This window comes from Burkholderia sp. AU45251 (assembly GCF_030482905.1).
In the GTDB taxonomy this organism is placed as follows: Bacteria; Pseudomonadota; Gammaproteobacteria; order Burkholderiales; family Burkholderiaceae; genus Burkholderia; species Burkholderia aenigmatica.
The window spans coordinates 887763-912986 of sequence record NZ_JAUJQH010000001.1 but is presented as its reverse complement, the minus strand read 5'-3'; the positions used below and the strand labels follow the sequence as shown (position 1 = coordinate 912986).

Annotated in this window: 18 protein-coding genes and 1 pseudogene; 16 read left to right on the top strand and 3 right to left on the bottom strand. The window is 65.5% G+C overall.

Features of this window, described 5'->3' with window-relative positions:
• Positions 1-16: 16 nt before the first annotated feature.
• Positions 17-1111, top strand: a complete 1095-nt coding sequence (locus tag QZM67_RS03980; protein WP_175026033.1) for a TrkA family potassium uptake protein — start codon at positions 17-19, stop codon at positions 1109-1111.
• A gap of 264 nt (positions 1112-1375) precedes the next feature.
• Here QZM67_RS03980 and QZM67_RS03975 read toward each other — a convergent pair whose 3' ends face one another.
• Entirely contained in the window at positions 1376-1648 is a 273-nt protein-coding gene (locus QZM67_RS03975) for a hypothetical protein (protein WP_301800873.1), read from the bottom strand.
• Between the two features lie 20 nt (positions 1649-1668).
• Here QZM67_RS03975 and QZM67_RS03970 point away from each other — a divergent pair.
• Positions 1669-2196 (top strand): annotated as a pseudogene (locus tag QZM67_RS03970) (porin); the annotation flags it as partial.
• Between the two features lie 129 nt (positions 2197-2325).
• Positions 2326-2985: a TetR/AcrR family transcriptional regulator gene (locus QZM67_RS03965; RefSeq protein ID WP_043177224.1), complete on the top strand. Its 660-nt coding sequence runs from the start codon at positions 2326-2328 to the stop codon at positions 2983-2985.
• A 105-nt stretch (positions 2986-3090) separates the two neighbouring features.
• Here the strand turns inward: QZM67_RS03965 and QZM67_RS03960 are convergent, their stop codons facing one another.
• Entirely contained in the window at positions 3091-4059 is a 969-nt protein-coding gene (locus tag QZM67_RS03960) for a LysR family transcriptional regulator (protein WP_230624081.1), read from the bottom strand.
• A 988-nt stretch (positions 4060-5047) separates the two neighbouring features.
• Between QZM67_RS03960 and QZM67_RS03955 the strand changes: the two genes are divergently transcribed.
• The 5 genes from QZM67_RS03955 to QZM67_RS03935 all read left to right on the top strand — a co-directional run bounded on the left by QZM67_RS03955 (position 5048) and on the right by QZM67_RS03935 (position 12147).
• Positions 5048-6175, top strand: a complete 1128-nt coding sequence (locus tag QZM67_RS03955; RefSeq protein ID WP_275891902.1) for an efflux RND transporter periplasmic adaptor subunit — start codon at positions 5048-5050, stop codon at positions 6173-6175.
• Between the two features lie 11 nt (positions 6176-6186).
• Complete coding sequence (locus QZM67_RS03950; protein ID WP_301800869.1) at positions 6187-9345, top strand: efflux RND transporter permease subunit; 3159 nt, start codon at positions 6187-6189, stop codon at positions 9343-9345.
• On the top strand, positions 9342-10790 hold the full coding sequence (gene adeC, locus QZM67_RS03945; protein ID WP_301800867.1) for an AdeC/AdeK/OprM family multidrug efflux complex outer membrane factor: 1449 nt from the start codon (positions 9342-9344) through the stop codon (positions 10788-10790). The genes QZM67_RS03950 and adeC overlap by 4 nt, the downstream gene beginning before the upstream one ends.
• A 93-nt stretch (positions 10791-10883) precedes the next feature.
• On the top strand, positions 10884-11558 hold the full coding sequence (locus QZM67_RS03940) for a TetR family transcriptional regulator (RefSeq protein WP_301800864.1): 675 nt from the start codon (positions 10884-10886) through the stop codon (positions 11556-11558).
• Between the two features lie 52 nt (positions 11559-11610).
• The gene (locus QZM67_RS03935; protein WP_301800863.1) at positions 11611-12147 is read left to right on the top strand and encodes a MarR family winged helix-turn-helix transcriptional regulator; all 537 of its coding nucleotides are present in this window, start codon (positions 11611-11613) and stop codon (positions 12145-12147) included.
• A gap of 3 nt (positions 12148-12150) precedes the next feature.
• On the opposite strand, the gene QZM67_RS03930 is transcribed toward QZM67_RS03935, so the two are convergent.
• Positions 12151-12729, bottom strand: a complete 579-nt coding sequence (locus QZM67_RS03930) for an AraC family transcriptional regulator ligand-binding domain-containing protein (protein WP_301800862.1) — start codon at positions 12727-12729, stop codon at positions 12151-12153.
• A gap of 292 nt (positions 12730-13021) precedes the next feature.
• Between QZM67_RS03930 and QZM67_RS03925 the strand changes: the two genes are divergently transcribed.
• From QZM67_RS03925 to QZM67_RS03890, 8 genes are all read left to right on the top strand, one after another.
• Complete coding sequence (locus QZM67_RS03925; protein WP_301800861.1) at positions 13022-14119, top strand: porin; 1098 nt, start codon at positions 13022-13024, stop codon at positions 14117-14119.
• Between the two features lie 34 nt (positions 14120-14153).
• A complete protein-coding gene (locus tag QZM67_RS03920) occupies positions 14154-14969 on the top strand; it encodes an SDR family oxidoreductase (protein WP_301800859.1) in 816 nt (271 codons plus the stop codon).
• 248 nt (positions 14970-15217) lie between these two features.
• Positions 15218-17218: a hydantoinase/oxoprolinase family protein gene (locus QZM67_RS03915; protein WP_301800858.1), complete on the top strand. Its 2001-nt coding sequence runs from the start codon at positions 15218-15220 to the stop codon at positions 17216-17218.
• Positions 17215-17679 (top strand): acetone carboxylase subunit gamma, encoded by a 465-nt coding sequence (locus QZM67_RS03910; protein ID WP_043177211.1) that lies wholly within the window; start codon positions 17215-17217, stop codon positions 17677-17679. The genes QZM67_RS03915 and QZM67_RS03910 overlap by 4 nt, the downstream gene beginning before the upstream one ends.
• A gap of 19 nt (positions 17680-17698) precedes the next feature.
• Positions 17699-19828 (top strand): hydantoinase/oxoprolinase family protein, encoded by a 2130-nt coding sequence (locus QZM67_RS03905; protein WP_301800855.1) that lies wholly within the window; start codon positions 17699-17701, stop codon positions 19826-19828.
• Between the two features lie 14 nt (positions 19829-19842).
• The gene (locus QZM67_RS03900) at positions 19843-22089 is read left to right on the top strand and encodes a hydantoinase B/oxoprolinase family protein (protein WP_301800854.1); all 2247 of its coding nucleotides are present in this window, start codon (positions 19843-19845) and stop codon (positions 22087-22089) included.
• A 121-nt stretch (positions 22090-22210) separates the two neighbouring features.
• On the top strand, positions 22211-23065 hold the full coding sequence (locus QZM67_RS03895) for a hypothetical protein (RefSeq protein ID WP_301800853.1): 855 nt from the start codon (positions 22211-22213) through the stop codon (positions 23063-23065).
• Positions 23059-25056 (top strand): acetoacetate--CoA ligase, encoded by a 1998-nt coding sequence (locus QZM67_RS03890; protein ID WP_301800852.1) that lies wholly within the window; start codon positions 23059-23061, stop codon positions 25054-25056. Before QZM67_RS03895 ends, QZM67_RS03890 begins: the two co-directional genes overlap by 7 nt.
• The last annotated feature ends 168 nt before the right edge of the window (positions 25057-25224 follow it).

Sequence of the window (25224 nt, the reverse complement as noted above, 5' to 3'; positions counted from 1 at the left end):
TTCAGGAGATTCCCCGTTGGCAACGCCTTCCGCTCAGCGCCGCTCGTTGCGCTCACGCCTGCGTCGCGCCCGTAATCCGTGGCAGGCGCCGCGTGCGCGCACGCTGTTCACGCGTCCCGCGACGTCGCCGCGGCGCACGCTGCTGTTCCGTATCGGCGCGGTCGTGCTGCTGTGCACGCTCGCGTTCCTCGTGCTGTATCTCGATCGCGACGGGTTGCGCGATTCGACCAAGAGCACGCCGATGACCGTCGCCGATCTCGTGTACTTCACGATGGTGACCGTCGCGACGGTCGGCTACGGCGACATCGTGCCCGTCACCGCACGGGCGCGCCTGATCGATGCGTTCTTCATCGTGCCGATCCGTATCGTCATCTGGTTCATTTTCCTGGGCACGGCGTATCAGTTCGTGATCCAGCGCGTCATCGAGGAATTCCGCATGAAACGCCTGCAGAAGCAATTGTCCGATCACATCGTCGTATGCGGTTATGGCCTGTCGGGGTCGATCGCGGTGCGCGAGCTGCTCGAGAGCGGCGTCGATCCGGCGACGCTCATCGTGATCGATTCGCAGCAGCAGGCGATCGAGGCCGCGACGTCGCTCGGCGTGGCGGGATTGCTCGGCGATCCCGCGCACGAGGATCTGCTGCAGCAGGCACAGGTGCGTGAAGCGAAGGCCGTGATCATTTCCGTGACCGACGATCCGACCGCGATCCTGCTGACACTGTCGGTGCGCAGCATCGCGCCCGATACGAAGATCGTCGTGCGGATCCAGGAGAACCTGTACCAGCGGCAACTGCGGCAGGCGGGGGCGGACGTGATCGTGTCGTCGACGAAGATCGGCGCGCTGCTGCTCGCGGATGCCGTGCATAGCCGCTATATCGTGCCGTTCGTGAACGACATGCTGTCGACGCGCGGCCGCGCGACGCTGCTGGAGCGCGAGGCGATGCCAAGCGAGATCGGCTGCCTGACGAACGTCGTGCCGGGCGCGATCGTCGTCGGGCTCGATCGGTGCGGGAAGATTTTTTCGTTCTACGAGGACCCGCCGTGCAGGATCGAGGCGGGGGACACGCTGGTCGTGATCCAGTCGGCGCGGATTCCGGATCCGGATATTTGATGGGCGGGCGTTCGATACGAACGCAGCCCGAGCAACTCAGGCAGATACGCCGACCGACTTCAGCGAGGGTGGTCGAAGATCACCGCCATCGGGCAGCCGGTGCCGCTCGCGAAAGGGCGGTGCAGGGTGCAGGCCGTCGCAACGGCGACGCGACGGTGTACCCGATGGCACGCGGCCCGGCATGACCACTTCGCGATCGTTCGACGGTCGCGGGTGCCGAGCCCGTGCGGGGTTGCCGATGGACGCGCAACGGCCGCGACGGCGTTACTTGAAGAAATCGGTGACGTAATCCGGCAGCGGCATTTCGGCAAGGCGGCGGGCTTTATCCGGTGCGATGCCATAGAGCCGCATCAGGCATTCGACTGTCTCGGCGGTGATCTGCGCACTCGGGCCGCCGTCGAGAATCCGGGTCATCGCACTGATCAAGGCTGCGATCGTGATGTCCGCCGCGGGGTCGATGAACTGAATCGAGAACCGCTTTTGCGCGGCGCCGTCACCAATGTCTTTCGACGCCCGAACCACGAACGTCTCGTTCATCTGCCGGTGTGAAGCGTCAATGGCACTGGGGGGGCGCCGCCGGCAATTTCCAGGCCGGCCGTCGGTATCCGGCGAGCCTGAAATACACGGTCGGCAATCTCCTGATCAGCGCGGGAGTCTATTCCGGCAACAGTGGCGGTACGGTGTCGACGCCGATTCCGACGACGGTCGAATTCTGGGGGCGCGCGATCGGCGCAACCTACCATTTCGGCGTCGTCACGGCGAAGGCGCAGTTCGTCAACTACAAGGTGGCGCACTCGTACGATTCCAATGTGTACAGTGCAGGCCTGGACAGCTACGTGACACCGCAGTTGAATCTCAACGGAGGGATCTATTTCACCAGTGACCGGAATCACACGGCGAATCATTCGATCATGGGCGCTGCCGGGGCCACCTACAACCTGTCGAAAAGCACGGCGCTCTGCGCGCAAGTCGCTGTCGTGAACAACCACGGCACGATGAATACCGGTATTTCCGCAGACGGGGCACTGTATGGCGTTCAGGGGACGGCCGTCGGTGCCGATATCGGTATCCGGCATTTCTTCTGAACGGCGGGTGTCGGTGTGGCGGGTATGTCGGGGTGAACGATCGCGGCGCGTATGGACGGTAATCGCGTTGGGCGCGCAACATGTGCTTGGTATACTTCGACCTCTTCCCGCCTTCGACGCTATTCCTGCATGCCCAGCTCCGATACTTCGGCCAAGCGCCAGCCCACTGCCAAACGTACCAGGGGACGCCCGTCCGGCACTGCGCACGTGGGTTTCGATTCGCTGCTGCGATGTGCGCGGCAGCGGTTCGCCAAGCAGGGCTACGCGGCAACCAGCGTGCGGGAAATCGCGGGTCTGGCCGGTGTCGATCCTGCATTGATGGCGCATCATTTCGGGTCGAAAGAGGGGCTGTGGACGGCGGTCGTCGACCAACTGGCCGCGCAACTGGCACCGTTGATCGAGATGACGAAACAGCTCCGCAACAGCCGGATGTCGCCGGTCGAACGGATCAGGCAGGCATTGACACTGTTCATCGACAACGTGTTCGCCAACCCGGATATCGGCATGTTCTTCTCGACCGCCACGACGGAGCACGGCGAGCGCTTGAACGTCCTCGTGGAGCGGTTGCTCGGCCCCTATCGTGACGCGTTCATTCCGCTTCTCGCGGATGCAATCGAAGCGGGAAAGATGAAGTCTCACGATCCCGAGCTGATGCACGCGATGATCGTGAATGCGATCAGCAATACGATTTCGTATGGCCACGTGTTCGCGAAATTTTCAACGCTGCCCGATCACCCCGAAAAATTCAAGCAAGGCGTCCTGGATATTGCAATGGGGCTGCTGCGATAGCGTGGCCGTCGCGCCGAAGTGCCAGGTGCGACGAAATTCCGGCGAGGTGCGTGGTGACGAAGGTCGCGGGGCCGGCGCATCATGCGGCCGAGCGGGCAGCCGCTGTCACGCGGCATCCGCGCTTGCCTGGCATTGAGCCGATGCGGCGCTGTGCCAGGCAGTCTCGGATTCGTCGAACGTCGCCAACAGATGGTCGATGAAGGTTCGCACCTTGGCCGGCAAGTGGCGACGGCTGGGGTAGACGATGCCGAACGTGGGCGAGGGCGCCCAGTAATCCGGGAGAACTCGCTTCAGCGTGCCTTTCTCGAGTTCCCGCTGAACCAGTGCGGGATGGATCAACGCGATGCCTGCGCCCGACAGGACCATCTGCATCAGAAAATCGATATTGTTGGCCACGACGGCCGGATGGCACGTGATCGTCACGGTGCCGTCGGCACTGTCCAGTTGCAGCTCGGATTTGCCGCGCTGGGGGCCCGAGATCGCGAGGTACGCGTGCTCGGCCAGTTCCTCAGGTCGCGTCGGCTCGCCGCGCCGCTGAAGATAGTCGGGGGATGCGCATGCGATGAGCGGCGAGCTGAAGACCGCGCGCGCGACGAGGCTCGTGCATGACAACGACGACAGGTCGAAGATGCCGGCATCGTATCCGTCTGCGACCAGATCGACCGGGCGATCGACCAGCACGGGAACGGGAACCACTTCCGGGTACGAATCGCAATAGTCTCGCAGGCACGACGACAGGTGCCGCAGCGAAAGGCCGACGGAGACCGCTACGCGCAGGGTTCCGGACGGCGTTTGCGTGGGCACCGACACCGCGTGCTCGACTTCGTCGAGCTTCGCCAGAATGTCGCTGACGCGCGTGTAGTACGTCTTCCCGAAATCCGTGAGCGACACACTCCGCGTTCTGCGGACGAGCAGGCGCCTTTCCAGTTGTTCCTCGAGCCAGTTGACGCGACGGCTGATCATCATTTGAGAAATGCCGAGGCGGGTGGCTGCGCGGATAAAGCTTCCGTCGTTCACGACCTGTACGAACGACCGCATCGATTGAAGTTTGTCCATTTCGGTTTCCGGGTTCACGAGTCGTTTCCGTCCCGGACATATCGCGCCCGGCAATCGACGTGTTCGGCATGTGCTTGGGAACGGTCGTTGGCATCGCTCGCCAACATTATTCAACACGTGGTGAATAAAATGATAGCGCAAAAATGATCATGCGTGAAGCGTGCCCGCGATCGCTTCACGCTGACATGTCCGCCACGACGGCTCAGTGCGTCGATCGGGGTGGCGGTAGCGCTTTCGACACGCTCGCCAGGTTCGACGCCGACCCTTCGTCCAGGCGGTGCGATCGCTGAAATTCTTCTCCCGTCGGCGCACCTGGCACCTCGTTGCCTCGATCTGAGTGGCACTTCTATCCGCTGTCCGTTCTGCCACGTGAGTGCCGCTTGCGCCTGGTTTGGCGCTGCCTCGAGCGTGCCGTCCTGCCGCATGGCGCGACGATTGAACGGTTGACAGCGTCGCGACGGATGCCCTACCATCGCATTAAATCAACAAGTGATGAATAAATTTCGACCATGAGGATTCCGGCCATCGGGGACGGATAGCGCGCAGCGCGCTCTGCTTCCGCCCCGCACGACAGGCGCCCGGCAACCCGGGTGGCATGCCTACCCCATCGGGTGGATGGTCCCGTCGCATCGCACGCGTCATTCGTACGGGTGATTCGTTGCGTCGGGTCGTGTGTTAACGGGCGCGATGTTCCGGACCGTTAACGTCCTTTCTTATAGATCAGTACACCTACGGAATGGGTGGGGGTCATGCTGCGCGCGGAAATTGTTGAAGGCGGTGCCACTTGCCGACTCGACGTTGCGTGCGGCGGATCGTATGCATGTCGCGATGGCGGATGCGCCACGCAGGCGTCCATATGGATCGACGAACCGGACTTGTCGTTCAGCCCGGCGCACCGAGGGGCTTCCCCGGTGGCTGCCGGATTCGCAACGTTGAGAGTGAGAAACATGAAACGAACAGTGAGGGATGTTGTATGTACCGGATGATCATTCCCAAGAGAAGCGCCTTGCTTGCGACGTGTGTCGTGGTCGGGTCGATGGCCGTCGCCGGATGCCAGAAGAAGGAAGCCGCGGTGGCGGCCGTCCCCGAGGTCGGCGTGGTCACGCTGCAGCCGCAGGAGATCACGCTCAAGTCGTTGTTGCCGGGCCGGGCGAATTCGTGGCGTGTCGCCGAGGTGCGCCCGCAGGTCAATGGCGTGATCAAGCGGCGGCTCTTCGTCGAAGGCGAGGACGTCAAGCAGGGGCAGCAGCTCTACCAGATCGACGATGCGCCTTACAAGGCCGCGTACGAAAAGGCGCGTGCCGCACTGGTGTCGGCGCAGCATCTTGCCGAGCGTAATGAAAAACTGCTTGCCGACAACGCGGTGAGCCGCCAGCAGTACGACGACTCGGTGTCCTCGTACCGCCAGGCGCAGGCGGATCTCGATACCGCGAAGGTCAACCTGGACTACACGAAGGTGTACGCGCCGATCGCCGGGCGTATCGGCCGCTCGCTCGTGACGGAAGGCGCACTGGTCACGAACGGCCAGGCGCAGTCGATGGCCGTCATCACGCAGCTCGATCCCATTTACGTTGACGTGACGCAGTCGTCGTCCGACATGCTGCGCCTGCGCAAGGAACTTGCCGACGGCCAGTTGCAGACCGTCAGCGCAGGGGCGGCCAGTGTCGGGCTGTTGCTCGAGGACGGCACGTCGTATGCGCACGGCGGTACGCTGAAATTCTCCGAGGTCAGTGTCGACGAAGGCACGGGCTCGGTAACGTTGCGTGCCCAGTTCCCGAATCCGGATCACCAGATCCTGCCGGGCATGTTCGTGCGCACGAAGCTCGACGAGGGCGTCAAGCGCGACGCGATCCTGGTGCCGCAGCAGGGCATCACGCGCGATACGACGGGCACGCCGGTGGCCTGGGTCGTCGATGCCGACGGCAAGGTGCAGCTGAAGCAGCTTGCGGTGGACCGGACGGTCGGCAATACGTGGCTCGTCCGCTCCGGGTTGAATGCGGGCGAACGCGTGGTGACCGAGGGCGTGCAGAAACTGCAGCCGGGCATGAAGGTGGTCGCGGTGCCCTCGACGAACGTCCATGTCGACCTGGGTGACGCGCGCATTGCCGCGCCGTCTACGGCAAACGGCAGCTAGTCGGAGCGCGCATGTCACAGTTCTTCATCAGGCGACCCATCTTTGCGTGGGTGATCGCCATCGTCATCATGCTGGCCGGTTATCTGGCGATTCGTTCGCTACCGATCAACCAGTATCCGAACATCGCGGCGCCCGCGGTGTCGATCACGGTCAGCTACCCGGGTGCGTCCGCGCAGACGGTCCAGGACACGGTCGTCCAGCCGATCGAGCAGCAGCTCAACGGCCTCGACGGCCTGCGTTACATGTCGTCGGAAAGTAACGCCGACGGCAGCATGACGATCGTCGCGACGTTCGACCAGGGCACCAACCCCGATATCGCGCAGGTCCAGGTGCAGAACAAGCTGTCGCTCGCGACGCCGCTTCTGCCCCAGGAAGTGCAGCAGCAGGGGATTCGCGTCGTCAAGTACCAGATCAACTTCATGATGGTCGCGGCGCTCGTTTCCGAAGACGGGAAGATGTCGAGCGGCGACCTCGGCAACTATCTGGCATCGAACCTCCAGGATCCGATCCTGCGGACGAAAGGGGTGGGCGACTACCTGCTGATGGGTTCGCAGTACGGGATGCGGATCTGGCTCGACCCGGCGAAGCTCGACAGCTATTCGCTCACGCCGCTCGATGTCACGAACGCGATCCGGTCGCAGAACGTCCAGGTCTCGTCGGGCCAGCTCGGCGGCCTGCCGACGCGGCGCGGCGTGGAACTGAGCGCGACCGTGATCGGGAAGGTGCGCCTGCGTACCGCCGACGAGTTCAAGCAGATCCTGCTCAAGGTGAATGCCGACGGTTCGCAGGTCAAGCTTGGCGACGTCGCGACCGTGAGCCTCGGGCCGGAGAACTACTCGATCTCGAGTATGTACGACGGCAAGCCGTCCGCCGGTATCGCACTGCGTCTGGCGACCGGCGCGAACCTGCTCGAGACGGTGGAATCCGTCAAGAAGCTGCTCAAGGAACAGGAAGCGCTGTTGCCCCCGGGCGTGAAGATCGTCATTCCGTACGACACGTCGCCGGTCGTTCACGCGTCGATTCACGAAGTGGTCAAGACGCTGATCGAAGGGATCATCCTCGTGTTCCTGGTGATGTACCTGTTCCTGCAGAACATCCGCGCGACGCTGATTCCGACGCTGGCGGTTCCGGTCGTGCTGCTGGGGACGTTCGGCGTGCTCTCTGCGTTCGGCTTCACGATCAACACGCTCACCATGTTCGGCATGGTGCTGGCGATCGGCCTGCTGGTCGACGATGCGATCGTCGTGGTGGAGAACGTCGAGCGCGTGATGACCGAGGAAGGGCTGAGCGCGCGGGAAGCGACCAGCAAGTCGATGGGGCAGATCCAGGGCGCGCTGGTCGGCATCGCGATGGTGCTGTCGGCCGTGTTCCTGCCGATGGCATTCTTCGGCGGGTCGACGGGCGTGATCTATCGCCAGTTCTCGATCACGATCGTGTCGGCGATGGCGCTGTCGGTGCTGGTTGCACTGGTGTTCACGCCGGCGTTGTGCGCGACGATGCTCAAGCCGGGCGATGCCGATCATCACGCGAAGAAGGGCTTCTTCGGGTGGTTCAACCGGACGTTCGACCGTGGTACCGACCGCTACGAAGGTGCGGTCGCGGCGATCCTGCGCAAGAAGGGGCGCTACATCGTCGTCTACCTGCTGATCGTGGTCGGCATGGGCTTCCTGTTCACGCGCATTCCGACAGCTTTCCTGCCGGACGAAGACCAGGGGACGCTGTTCGTCCAGATCCAGATGCCGGGCAATGCATCGGCGGAACGAACCGAAGACGCATTGACCAAGGTACGCGACTACCTGCTGAAAGACGAGGCGGATGTCGTCGAGTCGGTCTACACCGTGAACGGCTTCAACTTCGCGGGGCGCGGACAGAACTCGGCGCTGGCATTCGTCTCGCTCAAGCCGTGGGAAAAGCGCAAGGGCAGCGATACGAGCGTGTTCGGCCTGGCGCAGCGCGCTGGCGGGGCCTTTGCAAAGATCAAGGACGGCATCGTGATTCCGATCGTGCCGCCCGCGATCATGGAAATGGGTAACTCGCAGGGCTTCGACGTGTACCTCCAGGACCGGAACGGTCAAGGCCACGAGGCGCTGATGGCGGCACGCGACCAGTTCCTGAAGCTCGCGCATGACAACCCGCTGCTGGCCAATGTCCGCCCGAACGGCATGAACGACGAGCCGCAGTTCCACATCGATATCGACGACGAGAAGGCGCGTGCGCTGCAGGTCAGCATCGCCGACATCAACGATACGATGACGGCCGCCTGGGGTTCCCAGTACGTGAACGACTTTGTCGATCGCGGCCGGGTGAAGAAGGTGTACGTCCAGGGCGTGCCCGATGCGCGCGTGGGTCCGGAGGATCTGTACAAATGGTATCTGCGCAACAGCAACGGCCAGATGGTGCCGTTCTCGGCGGTGGCGTCGGGGCACTGGGAATACGGTTCGCCGAAGCTCGAGCGTTACAACGGCATTCCGGCCGTCGAACTGCAGGGCCAGCCGAAAGCCGGCCACAGCTCGGGCGAAGCGATGCAGGAGATCGAGAAGATCGCGGCGCAGCTGCCGAACGGATTCGGGCTGGCGGTCACGGGGCTGTCCTATGAGGAACAGTTGTCGGGTTCGCAGGCGCCGGCGCTCTATGCGCTGTCGATCCTGATCGTGTTCCTCTGCCTTGCCGCGCTGTACGAGAGCTGGTCGGTGCCGTTCTCGGTGCTGATGGTCGTGCCGCTCGGCGTGATCGGCGCCGTGGTCGCCACGCTGGCGCGCGGCCTGACGAACGACGTGTTCTTCCAGGTGGGCCTGCTGACAACGGTCGGCCTGTCGGCGAAGAACGCGATCCTGATCGTCGAGTTCGCGAAGGAACTGTACGAAAAGGAAGGCATGTCGTTGATGCAGGCGGCCGTTCAGGCGGCACGGCTGCGGCTGCGCCCGATCATCATGACGTCGATGGCGTTCGTGCTCGGTGTGCTGCCGCTCGCGATCTCGAACGGCGCCGGCTCGGGCAGCCAGCACTCCGTTGGCACCGGGGTGGTCGGCGGGATGATGACCGCGACGTTCCTGGCCGTGTTCTACGTGCCGCTGTTCTATGTGCTGGTGACGGGCCTGTTCTCGCGCGGCAAGTCAGGCAAGGCCGACAAGGCCGACGACATCGACAAGGTTGACGAGGTGACCGCATGAAGATCCTGAAACTCGCGGTGTTGCCCGCGGCGCTGCTGATGGCGAGCTGCACGATGATCCCAACCTATCATCGTCCCGACCCGTCGGTCGCCGCGCAATACGCGGCCACTGCACCGGACACCGCCGGCAAGCCGTCGGCCGCGGAACTCGGCTGGCGCGACTTCTACACCGACCCGCACCTGCAGACGCTGATCGGCATGGCGCTGGAAAACAACCGCGACCTGCGCGTGGCCGTGCTGAACATCGAAGCGGCGCGTGCGCAGTACCGGATCCAACGGGCGGACCTGCTGCCGACGCTGTCGGCCAGCGCCTCCGGGTCGATCCAGCGGCTGCCGTCGGACCTGTCGACGTCCGGGCAGGCCGGCGTCACGCGCTCCTACAACGTCGGGGGCGTCGCGTCGTACGAGTTGGACCTGTTCGGCAAGATCCGCAGCCTGACGGAGCAGGCGATGCAAACCTATCTGGCGACCGAGGCCACGCGCCAGGCCACCCAGATCAGCCTGATCGCCGAGGTGGCCACTGCGTGGCTGACGCTGCAGGCCGACCAGGACATCCGGTCGCTGACGGCCGACACGCTCGCCAGCCAGCGGGCGTCGCTGAAGATCGTCGAATCGGGGTACCGAAACGGCACGTCGTCGCTGCTCGATCTGCGTCAGGCCGAGACGACCGTCCGTGCCGCGGAAGCGAATCTCGCGCAGTACGAACGGCAGGTGCGGACCGACATCAACGCGCTGACGCTGCTGGTCGGCGCGCCGCTCGACGACGCGCTGCTGTCGCGCGAATCGTTGGCGACGGTTCGGCTCGACGAGGATCTGCCGGCCGGGCTCCCGTCGGATCTGCTCGCGCGGCGGCCGGACATCATGGCGGCCGAGCATCAGCTGATGGCGGCCAACGCGAACATCGGCGCCGCCCGCGCCGCGTTCTTCCCGAGCATTTCGCTGACGGCCAGCGGCGGCACCGCCAGTGCGTCGTTGCGCAACCTGTTCGATCCAGGCAGCGCGGCGTGGTCGTTCGGGCCGACGATCAGCGTGCCGATCTTCGACTACGGGCGCAACAGCGCGAACCTGGCGGTATCGAAGGTCAATCGCGACATCGAAGTCGCGACGTACCAGAAGGCGGTCCAGACGGCGTTTCGCGAAGTCTCCGATGCGCTCGACGGGCGTGCGACCTGGGGCCAGCAGGAAACGGCCCAGCGCTTGCTGGTCGATGCGAGCCAGTCGGCGTACCGGTTGTCCGACGTACGCTATCGCGAGGGTGTCGACGGCTACGTGAACGTGCTCGTCAACCAGCGGTCGCTGTACGACGCGCAGCAGAATCTGGTGAAGGTTCGGCTGGCGCGGATGACGAACACGGTCGATCTCTACCGCGCATTGGGCGGCGGCTGGCAGGACCGGACCGTGAAAGCAGAAGCCTCGACCGGGCAAGCCGCGCCTCCGCCGGGTTGATCCGTGCGCTGACGTGAAGCAGGACATCGTAACGGGCCCGGCCCGTTGCGGTGATTCAGGAGGCGTGCCCCGACACCCGGGGCTCGCAATCGCATGCCCTTGCCGGGCCGCTGCGAGGTGACAGGCGAGCCATCCCGAGGCGGATGGACGTTCGGAAACGTTATGGTGAAACGAACCCGTGAACAGGCACAGGCGACACGGGCCATCATCGTCGAGTCGGCGCAGGGCGTGTTCTTCGATCATGGCTTCGCGCATGCGTCGCTCGAGGAAATTGCCCGCCGCGCCGGCGTCACGCGCGGGGCCGTGTACTGGCACTTCGAGAGCAAGCTCGACGTGCTCGATGCCATCTTCGCCGATGCGGCGATCCCGCTGGATCCTTTTCTGATTCCGCCGCGTCAGGATGCGGCGCATGCGCTCGATGCGCTGATCGATTCACTCGGCGCGTGCTGGCGGGCGGCAACCCGTTCGAAGCTGTCCCGTCGCCTGTACACGCTGTCCTACACGCGTTGCGAGAGCGCGGGTGCAACGGCCGCGTTCTGCGAGCGGGTTCGTCAGGCCGCGTGCCATGCCGAACAGCGCATCGAAGCCTGCGTGCGTCGTGCGATAGCGGCCGGACAGTTGGCGAGCGAACATGAACCGGCGGTGATCGCCAGCGTGGTTCACGCGACGTTGAGCGGATTGCTGCGCCGGGAGTTGACGCGGCCAGGAAGTCGCAATCCGGACATGGCTGACATTACCGAAATCGTCCGGACTCTGATTCAAGGATGAATGCGTCGGGCGCTCGGCGGACGGTGTAGTGCCGGGTTCCGCGCGTGCTGCCATGAATCCCGTACCGGAAGAACTTGAAATCGAGAAAGAAGGGTGCCGTGAAGTGGTGCAGGAGAGGTCTGGTTCGGATTCCAGACAACGGGAAATGAGCAGCCGGGGTATGTCCATCGTGCACCTGCTGTCGGCTGCCGAATCGTTGCTGTCCAGATGCGTCGACCGGCATGTCGAGCGGGCGCTCGGCATTACGACGTCGCAGGCGTCGCTCCTGCACGCACTTGATGGCGGGGAACCGTTGACGGCCGGCGAGCTGTCCGATGCCTGCGGCATTGCCGGCAGCGCGGTGACGCGCCTGGTGGACCGGCTGGAGGCGCTGTCTCTCGTGACGCGAACGCAGAGCGAGGATGACCGCCGTATCGTCCACGTGTCGCTCACGCGGGACGGGCGCCGGATCGCGGCTGCGTGGCGCGACGTGCAAGACGAGATCCAGCGCGAGATGAGCGCCTTCGCGAACGACGACGAGCTTCGGATGATGGGTAATTTGCTGTCGCGCATACTCGTCAATGCGGCGCGACGCGATGCGAGCGGATGAGCGTCATGGCCGGCTTTTCCTTGCGTACCGATGGCTGCCTTCGCTGATGCGTCCCCGGTGCCGAACGGGACGGGCGTGCCTGCTCCCGGAGTGCAAACCGGCGTGCTCCTGCTCCGTATAGATGCGCGCTGGCCCGAAAAAACGCGCATAGGCGCCGGGATCGGCACTGTTCCCGTACGGTAACGCCACCGCAAGCAGCCGATAGTTGTCCGCCGCGAAGGACCGCACCAGATGATGCATCCTGCCCAAGCACTGATCGAGCGCTTGCCGGGACACGGGCGCGCGAGGAACCAGCAACTCGAGACGGATCTCCGCCGCATCCTGGACCAGCGTGCTCGGTTCGATCACGGAAAGCTGCGCGGCCGGGCTGTGCACGTACAGATAGCGGGACACCGTCGTCATGGCCTCGCGGACATTGGCGGAATGCTGGATGGCCATCGCGAGCGGGCCGAGGTCGTCTGAAAGTAAATCGTAATATCGCCGCCTTAGCGCATGACATGGCCGGCGTTGCTCACGCCGGCATGCACGGCCCCCGATCAGGGGAATCCATGCTCTCAAACTACCCGAACGGGTAGCTGCCACCCGTCCCCTCCAAACCTACACTCCTTTCCAGAAACAACGCGACAGAACGGTGGCGATACCGCCGGGTCGTGACTCACGCGCCAAAACTGGTGCGCGACGTGGCTTGTTTCGTTGTGCTTTCGATTGACGCATTCGCGTCGACGGCAATCCTGTCGATCAATGTGCACGGTTGGCCGGACTCCACCCTGCGCCGACCAGGCCCGGGCAAGCCGCGGCCTCCGGTCTGACGGGCATTCGCGTCAGCGAAGCACCGACATCCAACAAACAGAGACTAGAACAGGAGACATCCCCGATGACGACCATCCCGTCCGGTAAACGTTTCGCGTCCGCTGCCGGCATCCTGCTGGCCGCCGCCGCTTTGCCCGCGCATGCGCAAAGCAGTGTCACGCTGTACGGCGTCGTCGACGCCGGCATCCTCTATACGAGCAAGGCGATCGATCCGAAGACCGGTCTGAATGCGGGGCATCAGGTCTCGATGATCACCGGCGGGATGACGCCGTCGTTGTTCGGCCTGAAAGGCACCGAGGATCTCGGCGGCGGCGTGAAGGCGCTCTTCACGCTCGAAAGCGGCATCGACGTGTCGAACGGCGGCTATGCGGATTCGAACGGCAACCTGTTCGGCCGGCAGGCGTGGGTGGGGATCGAGAGCACCTACGGCACCGTGAAGGCGGGCGTCCAGTTCTCGCCGTTCGTGCTGTCGTTGATTGCCACCGACGCGCGCAGCGTGTCGTACTTCGGCAGCGGCGTGCCGATCTATGTCGGCGGCGTGCTCGTGACCGGGATCTTCAACGCGAATGCGATTTCGTACACGAGCCCGGTGGTGGCGGGCTTCCAGGGCAGCGCGATGCTTGCGCTCGGCGGCACGGCCGGCGATTTCCAGGCGGGCCGGCAGTATTCGGCGAGCCTCAACTACACCTACGGGCCGTTGCTCGTCAGCGCCGCGATGTACAACGACAATGCGGGCGGCACGGCCGCATCGACGCCGGTGCCGAGCACGGTGCCGTTTACCGGGCGCACGCTCGGCGCGAGCTATCAGTACGACGCGCTCACGGTGAGAGCCGCGTACGTCAATTACAAGATCGCGGGCTCGTTCGACAGCCGTGTCTACGGCGGCGGTGCCGCCTATCAGTTCACGCCGGTCGTGAGCGCGGATGCCGGCGTCTGGTACACGAGCGACGGCAACGATACGAACAATCACTCGATCAATCACTCGATCATGGCGGCGGCAGGGCTGACGTACAGCCTGTCGAAGGCGACGTTGCTGTACGGGCAGCTTGGCTATGTGAACAACCACGGCAAGATGAACACGGGGCTGTCGACGAACGGCGCGCTGTACGGCGCGAACGGGTCGACGTTCGGCACCGTGCTCGGCGTGCGCCACCTGTTCTGACGATGTGGTTCCCAGGGTTCGACAGGAGGGCAGCATGCAGATCGAGTTAGGTTTCGAGCAACGCCACGTGTTCGTCTTCGGCGGCACGACCGGCATCAACTTCGGCATCGCGCAAGCATTCGCGCGATGCGGCGCGGCTGTCAGCGTGGCGAGCCGCAAGCGCGAGAACGTCGACGCGGCCGTGCAGACGTTGCGCATGACGCATGCGTCGGTGTACGGCGCATGCGCCGACGTACGCGATTTCGACGCGGTGGGCACCGCGCTCGGCGACGCGGCGCGCGAATTCGGCCCGATCGACGTGCTGATATCGGGCGCGGCAGGCAATTTCCTGTGCGACGCGAATGCGATGTCGGCGAACGGATTCCGCACGGTCATCGAGATCGACCTGGTCGGCTCGTTCAACGTGATGCGGCAGGCCTATCCGCATCTGCGCAAGCCGGGCGCATCGATCATCAGCATCACCGCGCCGCAGGCGACGGTGCCGATGCGCCATCAGGCACACGCATCCGCGGCGAAAGCCGGCATCGACCAGCTCACACGCGTGCTCGCGCTGGAATGGGGCGCCGACGGCGTGCGCGTCAACGCGATCTCGCCGGGCCCGATCGACGGCACGGAAGGCTTTCGCAAGCTGATCGCCCGCACCGACGACGAACTCGCGCTGGCCGAGTCGGCCGTGCCGCTGCGCCGGTTCGGCACGACCGACGACATTGCGAATCTCGCGCTGTTTCTCGCGTCGCCGTATGCGTCGTACGTGTCCGGCGCGGTGATTCCGTGCGACGGCGGCGGTGCGATCGACAGCGTGAAGCCGGCGATCGAGCGGGCGGGCGCGAACGCGTCGGCCGGCGCCTGACGCGCGCGACCGATACGGGCAATCCATACCCGATAACTACCCGGACGGGTGGCGGCGGCCGACGGGCCGATGCCTACACTGATTCCACGACGAACATGAACAAACAGGAGACGACGTGCATTCCCTTCCTTTTCCGACGCCGCACGGTTGCATGACGGAACCGCGCGCGCCCATCGACATGCATCGTGCCGCGCGGGCACGGCAGCCGGGCCGCGCCTGAACCGACCGATCACGAAGCGAGAGAGCTCATGACAATCCCAACCGATTCGATCCAGCCCGCGGTATCGGGCACGTCCGGCACACGGACTGCGCGGCATCGCCTGATCAACATCGATAACGGCGGCACGCTGACCGACATCTGCGTGATGGATGGCGGCAACGTGATCCGCACGAAAACGCTGACCACGCCGCACGACCTGTCGCAATGCCTGTTCGACGGGCTGCGCAAGGCGTCCGTGGCGATTTACGGCAATGAAGACCTGGAGGCGCTGCTGCTGTCGACGGCCGCGATCCGCTACTCGACGACACAGGGGACGAACGCACTCGTGGAGCGCAAGGGGCCGCGACTCGGGCTCGTGGTCGGCGGGACGCTGTCGGCTGAGCAGGTGCGCGAAGCCGACGGCGCCGCCGGCCTGTTCGACGCAGTGATCGGCAGCCGTGCGGTCACGCTGTCCTGCGATGCGCCCGAGGCCGACGTGGTTCGCGCGGTCGGCGAACTCGCCGCGTCGGGGGCCAACCGGCTCGTCGTGGCGATCGGCGGCCCGCGCCGCGTCGAACTCGAACAGCGCCTGAAGCGCAGGCTGCTGCGCAGCTTTCCGCCGCACCTGCTCGGCGCGCTGCCGATCCTGTATGCCCACGAAATCGCCGACGATGCGAGCGACGTGCGCCGCACGTGGACCGCGCTGTTCAACGCATTCCTGCATCCGGCGATGGAGCGCTTTCTCTACAGCGCCGAGCAGAAGCTGCGCGATGCGCGCGCGCAGAGCCCGCTGCTCGTGTTCCGCAACGATGGCTATGCGGGACGCGTCGCGAAGACGATCGCGCTGAAGACCTACAGTTCCGGCCCGCGCGGCGGGATGGAAGGCGCGCGCGTGCTGGCCCGGCACTACGGGTTGACGCATCTGCTGTCGATGGACATCGGCGGAACGACGACCGACATCGGTGTCGTCGACGAACGGGGCGTGCGCGCGGACCGGCACGGCAGCGTCGAAGGCGTCGCGACGTCGTTCGCGTTGTGCGACGTGGTCAGCGCGGGCGTCGGCGGCAGTTCGATCGTCCGCGTGGAAGGCGAACGCATCGCGGTCGGGCCGGAAAGCGTCGGCAGCGCACCCGGGCCGGCCTGTTTCGGCCTGGGCGGCACGCAGGCGACGATCACCGATGCGTTCACGCTGTCGGGCCTGCTCGATCCCGCGTCGTTCTTCGGCGGCAAGCTGCAGCTCGACCCGGCGCGTGCTCGCCAGGCGATTCATGCGCATGTGGCCGATCCGCTGAAGATGGGCGACCTCGAAGCGCTGTCCGCGATGGAAGCCGCGTGGGTGAAGAAGGTCGCCGACAGCCTCACCGCGTATTCGCCGATCCGGTCCGACACGACGCTCGCCGCGTTCGGCGGCGCGGGCGCGCTCGTCGCGTGCCGCGTCGCGGAGGCGATCGGTGTGAGGCGGGTGCTGATTCCGGGGCTGGCGGCCGTGTTTTCCGCCTACGGAATCGGCTTTTCGGATGTCGGTCACAGCTTCTCGGCGCCCCTTGCCGAAGCGACCGACCGCGCACTCACTGCCGCGATGGACACGCTGTTGACGCAGGCGTCGCGTGCGATGTTCGGTGAAGACGCGGCGATCGACGACTGCCGGTTGGTCTATACGGTCGAAGCGACCGGCGCCGACGGCCGGAGTACCGAGCACGCGGTGACCGGCACGACGCTGCCGGCCGGGCTGGCGCCGGATGCGACGCTGTCCGTGTCGCTGACCGCGATCAAGCGCATGCCGCAAGCGACGCTGGACGGCCGCTTCGGCGAGGCCGACCACCAGCCCGCGGTGGCGCACGGCACGCGGCACGTCGTGGTCGATGGCCACGAGACCGAACTGCCGCTGTACCGCGTCGAGGATCAGCCGAAGGGCGTCGCGGTCCGCGCGTCCGGCCCGGCGGTACTCGAGGAAGCGTTCTTCACGGGGCGCATCGACGCCGGCTGGCATTTCGACATCAATTCCGCCGGAGACATCCTGCTCAGCCGCGGCAAGGAGAATGAACAATGAAAGTCCTGATTACCGAAACCCTGCGCATCGATCTCGGCACGGAACAGTGGGAGTGCCGGCGCTGCGGTCACGCGCACGGCAGCGCGCGCGACAACTACAAGCGCGGCCTGCTCGTCCACGATCGCGATCCGCGCGAGATTCACAAGCCGCTGCTCGATCCGGACCGCTACGCGCGCACTTACTCGCCGGACCCGGACTGGTGCCGGATTCTCGAGTACTACTGCCCGGAGTGCGGCGTGCTCGTCGAAGCCGAATATCTGCCGCCGGGCCATCCGCCGCTGCACGACATCGATCTCGACATCGACGCGCTCAAGCTGCAATGGAAGGATCGCGACGAGATGACGGAGCCCGCGCAGGCGCCCGATCTCGCACTCGAACGCGTCAAGCTGCAGCGCGCGCTGCATGCAGCCGCACATCATCGTCACACGGTCGGTGCCGGCACCGACGCGTCGTCAACTTGAGCCACGGGGAGATTCGATCATGAAACGTGTTTCCGTCGACATTGGCGGCACCTTCACCGATTGCTTCGTGGCATGGGGCGATCATTGCGTCGAAGGCAAGTCGCTCACGACCCACCACAATCTGGCGGTCGGCTTCAACGATTCGCTGGCAGACGCGTGCCGCCAGCTCGAACTGACGCCGACCCAGCTGCTGTCCGAAGTGGATTCGGTGCGCTACGCGACGACGCTCGGCACCAACGCGCTGATCGAGCGCAAGGGCCCGCGCGTCGGCCTGCTCGTCACGACGGGCTTCAAGCACACGGTGCCGCTGTCGCGGGCCCGCGGTTACGGGGAAGGGCTGTCCGAGCACGAGCAGATGGACATTCCGAATGCGGCGCGCCCGGAGCCGCTCGTGGCGATCCCGCTGATCCGCGAGATTCGCGAGCGTGTCGACTACGTCGGCCAGGTGTTCTGGACGCTCGACGAGGACGACGTGCGGTTGCGTATCCGCGAGCTCGTCGATGCCGGTGCGCAGGCGCTCGTCGTGATGTTCACGAACAGCGTCGTGAACCCGGTGCACGAGTTGCGCGTGCGCGAGATTTTCCTCGAGGAGTATCCGGCGCACATGCTCGGTGCGATCCCGATGCTGCTGTCGCACCAGGTGGTCGGCCGCAAGGGCGAGTATTCGCGCGCGACGTCGTCGATCATCGACGCGTTCCTGCATCAGATCATGTACCACGGGCTCGGCACGCTGGAGCTGAATCTGCGCCAGCAGGGCTATACGAAGCCGATGCTGGTCAATCACAACTCGGGCGGGATGGCGCAACTCAACTCGACCGACGCGCTGCAGACCGTCCACTCGGGGCCGGTGTCGGGCATCGCCGCGAGCGAGTACCTGGCGGCGGCCGCCGAGCTGGGCAACGTCGTCGCGACCGACATGGGCGGCACGAGCTTCGACATCGGGATCGTCGTGCAGGGCGGGCAGAAGTTCTACGACTTCAACCCGGTGATCGACCGCTGGCTCGTCAGTGTGCCGATGGTGCACCTCGTCGCGCTGGGGGCCGGCGGCGGCTCGATCGCGCGCTACGAGCGGATGTACAAGACGGTCGAGATCGGCCCGCAGTCGGCCGGCTCCGATCCGGGGCCCGCGTGTTACGACCGGGGCGGCCAGCATCCGACCGTCACCGACGCCGACCTGCTGCTCGGCTATCTCGATCCGAAGAACTACGCGAACGGCCGCATTCCGCTGAATCCGCGCCGCGCGAAGCAGGCGATGCAGGACGACCTGTGCGACGTGCTCGATCTCGACGTGATCGAAACGGCCAAGCTGATCAAGAAGCAGGTCGACGCGTCGATGGCGAACGGCATCGCCACCGAATTGCGCACGCGCGGCTTCGAGCCGAAGGCGTTCACGGTGCTCGCGTACGGCGGCAACGGGCCGCTGCATGCGTGCGGGATCGCGTCCGCGCTCGGGGTCGCGAAAGTGCTGGCGCCGCCGTATTCGTCGACGTTCTCCGCATGCGGTGCGGGGACGGTGAACCAGATGCATATCCACGAGATGAACACGTGGACCGTGCTGTTCAACCCGAACACGAAATCGTTCTTCCTGGATTTCGACACGTTCAACCGCGGCGTCGAGGAGCTCGAGCGCCGCGGGCGCGAGGATCTCGAACGGCAGGGGATGGATCCGTCGCAGATCCGCTACCGGCTCGAACTCGACATGCGCTACGGCAACCAGCGCGTGCAGACGGCCGTCGTCACGCCGATCTCGCGCCTGAAGACGCAGCGCGACGTGCTGACGCTGATGGAGCTGTTCCACGAGAGCTACGGCTCGCGCTTCGGGGACGGCTCGCAAAGCCCGGAAACCGGCGTGCGAATCAACACGCTGCGGGTCTGCGCGTACGTCGAACAGCCGTCGGTGAAGTTCGCGAAGCTCGCGGTCAGCGACAGCCCGCTGCCGCCGCCGGAGCCGGTCGGCTATCGCGATTGCCACTTCGTCGGACACGACGGGCCGCAACGCACCGCCATCTACGACGACCGCGCGCGTGCCGAGCGCACGCAGATCGAAGGGCCGGCCGTCATCACGACACGCGCGACGACGTTCCTCGTCGAGCCGGGCTGGATCTATCAGGCGACGGCCCAGGGCGGCGCGTGGTTCCTGCGCAAGTAAGCAAGGAGTTCGACATGCAAAACGACATCAATGCGGAAGACCGGGCGCTGCTCGACAAGTTCATCGCCGACAACACGCTGTTTCTCGGCCCCGATCCCGAGATCATGCGCAATCACAGCATCCTGCCGCGCTCGAAGGTGGAAAACGACGTGCTGGCGCGCGGCGTCGACCCGCACCAGGTCCACCATGTGCGCGGGCTGATCAACTCGGCGCTGTCCGAAGCGTTCACGATGGTGAACCAGATGGGCGCGGCGCCGGGCGCGAAGTGGGGCGACCTGGTCACAGCGATCTACACCGCGCAGGGCGACCTGTCGATGATCGCACCGCACGGGATCATCGCGTTTGCCGCGTGCTGTTTCTATCCGATCCGCTTCATCATCAAGAACTGGGTGAACGACCCGACGGTCGGCGTGAAGGACGGCGACGGCTTCATTCACAACGACGCGCGCTACGGCGGTATCCACAACACCGACCAGTCGATGATGATGCCGCTGTTCTACAAGGGCGAACTGGTGTGCTGGCTGTCGTCGACGATCCACGAGGGCGAGAACGGCTCGACCGAACCGGGCGGGCTGCCGGCCAAGGCGGAGAGCAAGTACGACGAAGGCATCAAGATGCCGCCGTTCAAGATCGTCGAGAACTTCGAGCTGAAGCGCGACCTCGTCACGTTCCTGCAGAACTCGGTGCGCGACCCGCGCCTCCAGCTCGAGGACATGAAGGTGAAGCTGCACGCGGTGCTGCGCCTGCGCGAGCGGATCATCGCGCTGCTCGACCAGTATGGCCGCGACGCGCTGATCGGCACGTTGCGCACGCACCTGGAAGACGTCGAAACGGAGATGCGCCGCCGGATTCGTGAACTGCCCGACGGCACCACGCGGGTGCTGCAGTTCATGGATTCGAGCCTGCGCGAGAACGCGCTGCAGAAGATCGCGTGCGCGATCACCGTGAAGGGCGACCGGATGGTGATGGATTTCCGCGGCTCGGCGCCGCAGTTCATGAACCGCTCGGTCAATACCAACATCGCGTCGTTCAAGGCGGCGCTGTGCACGGGCCTGCTGCAGAACATCTGGCCCGACCTGCCGCATACGATGGCCGTGCTGTCGCCGATCGAGATCATCACCGATCGCAACTCGATCCTCGATGCGGAAGGCGAGATGCCGCAGGCGATGAGCCTGATGCCGCTGTTCAAGGGTTGCGTCGTGTGGACGATTCCGATGAACAAGCTGAGCTACAGCCTGCCGCACCGCTACTCGGCGGTGATCGCGTCGCAGTACGACCAGGCGGCGACGTTCATCTACGGCGGCCTGACGCAGCACGGCGACGTGACCGGCAACTTCTGCGCGGACATCAACGGCAACGGGCAGGGTGCGCGCAGCCACGCGGATGGCGAGCATTCGATTTCGCCGGTGTTCGGCTTCATGTGCGACACCGGCGAGCACGAGATCGCGGAAGAGGATACGCCGATCATCCGTCTCGGCGCGCAGCGGCTCGCGAAGGACCGGATCGGCTGGGGCAAGTATCGCGGCGGGATGGGCTACGAGCAGATCGCGACCGCGCGCGGCTCGGGGCTGTGGGGCTTCATGACCGGCTGCGAGGGCTCGAAGTTCCCGTCGGCGCAGGGGCTGTTCGGCGGCTACTCGTGCCCGAGCTACCAGCTGATGAAGATCAAGGGCATCAACATCTTCAAGGTGCTCGAGGAGAACCCGAAGGCCGTCGACACGTTCGACATCGTCGAGCTGATGAACAAGCGGCCGATTCCGGGCGCGCAGTACAGCAGCCACGACATGGGCATGACGTTCGAGATCTGCAACGAGGGCGAGATCTACATGATCTGCCAAGGCTCGGGCGGCGGCTATGGCGACGTGCTCGAACGCGATCCGGCGCTCGTGATGCAGGATCTTCGCGAGGAGCTGATGTCGCACGAGAACGCACGCGACATCTACAAGGTCGTCTACGACGAGGAGACGCTGGTCGTGGATGTCGAGGCGACGGCAGAAGCGCGGGCGGCCGAACGGCTCGCACGGATCGCGCGCGGCAAGCCGTTCGACGCGTTCTGCGACGCGTGGGTGACGCCGGAGCCGCCTGCGACGCTGCCGTACTTCGGTAGCTGGAACGACAGCACCGAGATCTACGCGACGACGCTGGGCCAGCGCGTCAGGATGCCGGCGGACGCGATACAGGGCGCATTCATGCTCGATCCGAAGGATGTCCGGATCGCGGAGCTGGAGGCGCAGTTGGCCGGCAAGACGGCGCAAGCATAAGCCGGCGCCACGGCCGAGGCGCGGCGGCCGAGAGCCGTCGCGCCGAACGTTTTTTCCTGGAGGGCGGGCGGCGGTCGCGTGATCGACGGCCGCCCGGCCTCATGCTGAACTGGAAGGCATCATGTCTCGACTCATCGAACCCGCTCGGGTACGCCGGCCGCTCTGGCTGAATCACGATCGCTACAGCGTGCCGTTGCTCGCGGGCGGCAGCGCGCCGTGGCTCGACAGTGCCGCGTGCGTCGCGTGGGCGCGTCAGGCGCACGGATTGCTCGGATCGGACGTGCTCACGCTGCCGCTGGCGGATCTTGCCGCCGCATGGTCGGCGCGCGACACGGCATTGACGGATGCGATGGCCGCGAACACGAAGCGCGCGCATCTGCCGCTGAAGGCGTGTCTCGCGAGCATGCCGCTGCGCGAGCATGCGGCCGCGCTGGCCGGCGCGTTGCGCGCGGCGTTGCCCGATGCGATCTTTGCGCTCGTGCTGCCGTCGCCACGCGACTGGGCGGCGCTGGCGCTTGCGTCGGCAGGCGGTTCGCCGAGCGGCGAGGTCGACGAGGACGCCGCCGATGCGGCGGCGTCGAGCATCGCGGATTTCCTGAGGGTATTCGCGACGGCGGGCGTCGACGCGGTGCTGCTGCGCGAGTCGCGTACGTGGGCGGCCGACGAAACCGCGCTGTGGCTCGAACTCTATCAACCCGTCGCGAACGTCGCGACGCATTACGGCTGGGACTGGGGAATGCAATGGCCGGCGGCCGTGACGCTTGCCGACGGCCAGGGGCCGGATTTTACGATCGCGCCAGCGCGATGCGGGCACGGCGCGGCCGGTATCGTCGTGCCGGACGCGTTCTGGCAGGACGGCGGCCTGCCGGCGCCGGAACCCAAGGCGTTCGACGTGGCCGACATTCCCGCTGCGGCGCATCCGGAGACCGTTCTCGAACGGCTCGCGTGCTTACATGAAAGGCGATTGACATGGTGAACGAAGGCGAACTGCTGTGGACGCCCGACGAGACATTCGTACGCGGCTCCCATCTTGCGCGCTATCTCGACTGGCTCGCGACCGATCGCGATCTGGTCTGTGCGGATTACGACGCACTGTGGCGCTGGTCGGTACGTGAGCCTGACGCGTTCTGGGCGTCGATCTGGCAATGGTACGGCGTGCGGTACGACGGCTCGGCGCGACGCGTGACGGATGGCGCACCGATGCCGCATACGCGCTGGTTTCCGGATGCGCGCGTGAACTACGCGGAGCATGTGCTGCAGAACGCCGCGCATGCGGGTGCGGCCCCGGCCTTCCATTACGCGTCGGAAATTCGACCGTTGCAAACAATGTCGCTTGCCGATCTCGCGAGCCAGGTGCGACGCTTCGCGACACGCCTGCGCGAGCTCGGCGTGGCGCCGGGCGATCGCGTCGTCGCGTATCTGCCGAACGTGCCCGAGTGCGCGGTCGCGATGCTCGCGACCACCGCCATCGGCGCGATTTGGTCGTCGGCCGCGATCGACTTCGGCGTGCGCACCGTCGTCGACCGTTTCCAGCAGATCGCGCCGAAGGTGCTGATCGCCACCGACGGCTACCACTTCGGCGGCAAGGTATTCGACCGCCGGCGCGAGGTCGCCGAGATCGCGCAGGCGCTGCCGTCGCTGCAGACGCTCATCTGGCTGCCGAACGTGGCGGACGCGATGCCGGCCGACGCGGCGTCGCTGCCGTGTGCGGTGCACGCGTGGGACGCGTTGCTCGCCGGCCCCGACGTGCCGGCCGATACGTTCCGCTTCGAGCGGGTCGGCGCCGATCACCCGTTGTGGATCGTGTTCTCGTCGGGCACCACGGGTTTGCCGAAGGCAATCGTGCATGGTCACGCCGGCATCCTGGCCGAGCACCTGAAGCTGATGCATCTGCATATGGATCTGCACCCGGGCGACGTGATGTTCTTCTACAGCACGACCGGCTGGATGATGTGGAATCTGCTGGTCGCCGCGCTGCTGACCGGCGCATCCGCCGTGCTCTACGACGGCAGCCCGATGCACGGCGGCCCCGAGTGTCTGTGGCGGCTCGCGGCCGACGCCGGCGCCACCTGCTTCGGTGGCAGTCCGACCTTCGTGCAGATGATGGAAAAATCGGGCATCGAGCCGGGGCGGCAGTTCGACCTGTCGGCACTCAGGAGCGTGCTGCTGTCCGGCGCGCCGAGCACGCCCGAGACGTTCGCGTGGTTCTACCGCAACGTGAAACCGGACCTGTGGGTCACGTCGCAATCGGGCGGCACCGAGCTGTGCAGCGGGCTGGTGGGCGCGGTGCCCTCGCTGCCGGTCCACGCGGGCGAGATCCAGGCGCGCATGCTCGGCATGGCGGTCGACGTGTGGAACGACGACGGGCAGCCGGTCGTCGACGAAGTGGGTGAACTCGTCGTGACCCAGCCGGCTCCGTCGATGCCGATCTTCTTCTGGAACGACGACGACGGCACGCGTTATCGCGAGTCGTACTTCGAAACCTTCCCTGGCGTATGGCGGCACGGCGATTTCATGCGGCTGACGCGCGACGGTGGCTGCTACATCTACGGGCGCGCGGATTCGACGCTGAATCGATACGGCGTGCGAATCGGCTCGGCGGAGATCTATCGCGTCGTCGAGGAGATCGACGAGGTGGCCGACAGCCTGGTCGTGTGTTGCGAGCTGCCGGGCGGCCGTTTCTTCATGCCGTTGTTCGTGCGGCTGCGCCAAGGCGAGACGCTCGATGACGCGCTGCGCGCGCGCATCGCCGAACGGTTGCGCACGCTGTGCAGCCCGCGCCACGTGCCGGACACGATGGTCGCGATGGACCAGATACCGTACACGCTGACGGGCAAGAAAATGGAGGTGCCGGTGCGCAAGATCCTGATGGGGCGTCCGGTCGAGCAGGCGGCGAGCCGTGACGCGATGGCCAATCCGGCCGCGCTCGAAGCGTACGTCGCGTTTGCCGCCGAGGTGCCGCGATGATCGCCACAGCCTCGCTTCCCGAAGCGGCCGCCGCGACAGCCGATGACGACCCCGCAGCTCATGAACCGGAGGCATGCCTGCGGCCTTACTGTTGTAATCCGTTTGCAGCGTTCTCCGCGTTTTCCCGGGTGGGCGGATGGACGCCGCCGCTGCCGGACGCGCGTGCGG

Excerpts from the sequence above, each read along its gene's own strand:
- adeC (WP_301800867.1), top strand. The coding sequence starts at position 9,342 with ATGAAGATCCTGAAACTCGCGGTGTTGCCCGCGGCGCTGCTGATGGCG.
- QZM67_RS03900 (WP_301800854.1), top strand. The coding sequence starts at position 19,843 with ATGCAAAACGACATCAATGCGGAAGACCGGGCGCTGCTCGACAAGTTC.
- QZM67_RS03940 (WP_301800864.1), top strand. The coding sequence starts at position 10,884 with ATGCCCTTGCCGGGCCGCTGCGAGGTGACAGGCGAGCCATCCCGAGGC.
- QZM67_RS03910 (WP_043177211.1), top strand. The coding sequence starts at position 17,215 with ATGAAAGTCCTGATTACCGAAACCCTGCGCATCGATCTCGGCACGGAA.
- QZM67_RS03890 (WP_301800852.1), top strand. The coding sequence starts at position 23,059 with ATGGTGAACGAAGGCGAACTGCTGTGGACGCCCGACGAGACATTCGTA.
- QZM67_RS03905 (WP_301800855.1), top strand. The coding sequence starts at position 17,699 with ATGAAACGTGTTTCCGTCGACATTGGCGGCACCTTCACCGATTGCTTC.
- QZM67_RS03935 (WP_301800863.1), top strand. The coding sequence starts at position 11,611 with ATGAATCCCGTACCGGAAGAACTTGAAATCGAGAAAGAAGGGTGCCGT.
- QZM67_RS03915 (WP_301800858.1), top strand. The coding sequence starts at position 15,218 with ATGACAATCCCAACCGATTCGATCCAGCCCGCGGTATCGGGCACGTCC.
- QZM67_RS03925 (WP_301800861.1), top strand. The coding sequence starts at position 13,022 with ATGACGACCATCCCGTCCGGTAAACGTTTCGCGTCCGCTGCCGGCATC.
- QZM67_RS03950 (WP_301800869.1), top strand. The coding sequence starts at position 6,187 with ATGTCACAGTTCTTCATCAGGCGACCCATCTTTGCGTGGGTGATCGCC.
- QZM67_RS03895 (WP_301800853.1), top strand. The coding sequence starts at position 22,211 with ATGTCTCGACTCATCGAACCCGCTCGGGTACGCCGGCCGCTCTGGCTG.
- QZM67_RS03920 (WP_301800859.1), top strand. The coding sequence starts at position 14,154 with ATGCAGATCGAGTTAGGTTTCGAGCAACGCCACGTGTTCGTCTTCGGC.
- QZM67_RS03975 (WP_301800873.1), bottom strand. The coding sequence starts at position 1,648 with ATGAACGAGACGTTCGTGGTTCGGGCGTCGAAAGACATTGGTGACGGC.
- QZM67_RS03965 (WP_043177224.1), top strand. The coding sequence starts at position 2,326 with ATGCCCAGCTCCGATACTTCGGCCAAGCGCCAGCCCACTGCCAAACGT.